Origin of the sequence: Ancrocorticia sp. (assembly GCF_052089425.1) — a bacterium.
In the GTDB taxonomy this organism is placed as follows: domain Bacteria; phylum Actinomycetota; class Actinomycetes; order Actinomycetales; family Actinomycetaceae; genus Ancrocorticia.
Genome location: NZ_JBQCZW010000051.1, coordinates 6,379 through 8,345, shown reverse-complemented (window position 1 = coordinate 8,345; position 1,967 = coordinate 6,379). Strand labels below are relative to the sequence as shown.

Here is a 1,967-nt window from a genome sequence, read left to right as displayed (position 1 = left end):
GCGGTCACGGCCCGCGAGCCCCAGCGCTTCCTCGGCAAGGTGGACGAGGCGATCAAGGCGATCACCGGTTTCTCCCAACAATCGTGGCGAATGGTTCTGGCGGTGGAAGGCCCTGGCCTAGGCCGCCGCCTGCGCGATCAGCTGGAAGAAGCTGGCGTGCCCGCGCTGTACGTGGAGGATTTGCCCGAAACGCTGGATCCCTCGATCTGCTATGTGACGGCAGCCCCGATCGCATCGGGCTTTGTCATGGTGGAGCAGCACCTCGCGGTGTTTGCGGCGGCGGACATCATGGGGCGCGGAGGTTCATCCACGCGCGACATGCGGAAGATGCCAGCGCGCCGCAAGGCAACGGTGGATCCGCTCTCCCTCAAGCCGGGCGATTACATCGTCCATGAACAACATGGCGTTGGCCGGTTCGTCAAGATGGCCAAGCGCGCGATTGGATCGAACCGCGATACCCAGCGCGAGTACATCGTGGTGGAGTATGCCTCCACTCGCCGCGGCGCACCCCCGGATCAGCTGTGGGTTCCCACCGATTCGCTGGATCAGATTTCCAAGTATTCGGGCGGGGAAGCCCCAACGCTCAACAAGATGGGCGGTGCCGACTGGGCGAAAACTAAGGCCAAGGCGAAGGCCGCCACCCGCCAGATCGCGGGAGAGCTGGTGCGCCTGTACGCCCAACGCCAATCCACGAAGGGATATGCATTCTCCCCAGATACCCCGTGGCAGCACGAACTCGAGGATGCGTTCGCCTACGTGGAAACTCCGGATCAGCTTCATACCATCCACGAGGTGAAGGCTGATATGGAGAAGCCTGTGCCGATGGATCGGTTGATTTCCGGCGATGTGGGCTACGGTAAAACGGAGATCGCCGTGCGCGCAGCCTTCAAGGCGGTGCAGGATTCCAAGCAGGTGGCCGTCTTGGTGCCCACCACCCTTCTGGTCCAGCAGCACTTGGACACCTTCACCGAACGCTATCAAGGCTTCCCCGTGCGCTTGGCCGCGCTGTCCCGCTTCCAGTCCGATCGCGAATCCGATGAGACCATCGCGGGGCTGGCTGACGGCACCGTGGACGTAGTGATCGGAACTCATCGCCTACTCACCGGCAACGTGCGCTTCAAGAATCTTGGCCTCGTGATTATTGACGAGGAGCAGCGCTTCGGCGTGGAACACAAGGAGACCCTCAAGCAGCTCTACCCGAACGTTGATGTGCTCTCCATGTCCGCCACCCCGATTCCGCGAACGCTGGAAATGGCGGTGACGGGAGTGCGCGAGATGTCCACGCTTGCCACACCTCCCGAGGAACGCCACCCGGTTCTCACATACGTAGGCGCTCGCGAGGATAAGCAGATCGTGGCGGCGGTGCGCCGTGAACTCTTGCGCGATGGGCAGGTGTTCTACGTTCATAACCGCGTGCACGATATGGCGCGCGTGACAGCCCACTTGCAGGAACTGGTGCCGGAGGCCCGCATCGCCATGGCGCACGGCAAGATGAGTGAGGGCCAGCTGGAGCAGGTGATCGATGACTTCTGGCAGAAGGAAATCGATGTGCTCGTGTGCACCACGATCGTGGAGACTGGCTTGGACATTTCGAATGCCAACACCCTCATTGTGGAAAACGCGGACAAGTTTGGCCTGTCTCAGCTTCACCAGCTGCGCGGGCGCGTTGGCCGTGGGCGCGAGCGTGCCTACGCCTACTTCCTCTACGAACCGGATCGCGCGATGACCGAGAATGCTCTGGAGCGGTTGCGCACGATTGCCTCCAACTCGGATCTGGGCTCCGGCATTCAGGTAGCCATGAAGGATTTGGAGATCCGCGGCGCCGGCAACATGTTGGGCGGCGAGCAGTCCGGCCAGATCGCGGGCGTGGGCTTCGATCTGTACGTCCGGATGGTTTCGGATGCCGTTGCCAAGATACGTGGGCAGAGCACCGAAGAGGAGGAGCGGGCTGAGGCGGACGTTCGTGT

The 1,967-nt window shown here is 62.2% G+C and carries 1 protein-coding gene; it reads left to right on the top strand.

The window, feature by feature from the left end; genetic code table 11:
- Positions 1-1,967, top strand: a 1,967-nt coding sequence (mfd, locus tag ACTHV6_RS11200) for a transcription-repair coupling factor (RefSeq protein WP_441387654.1), incomplete at both ends; no start/stop codon positions are given.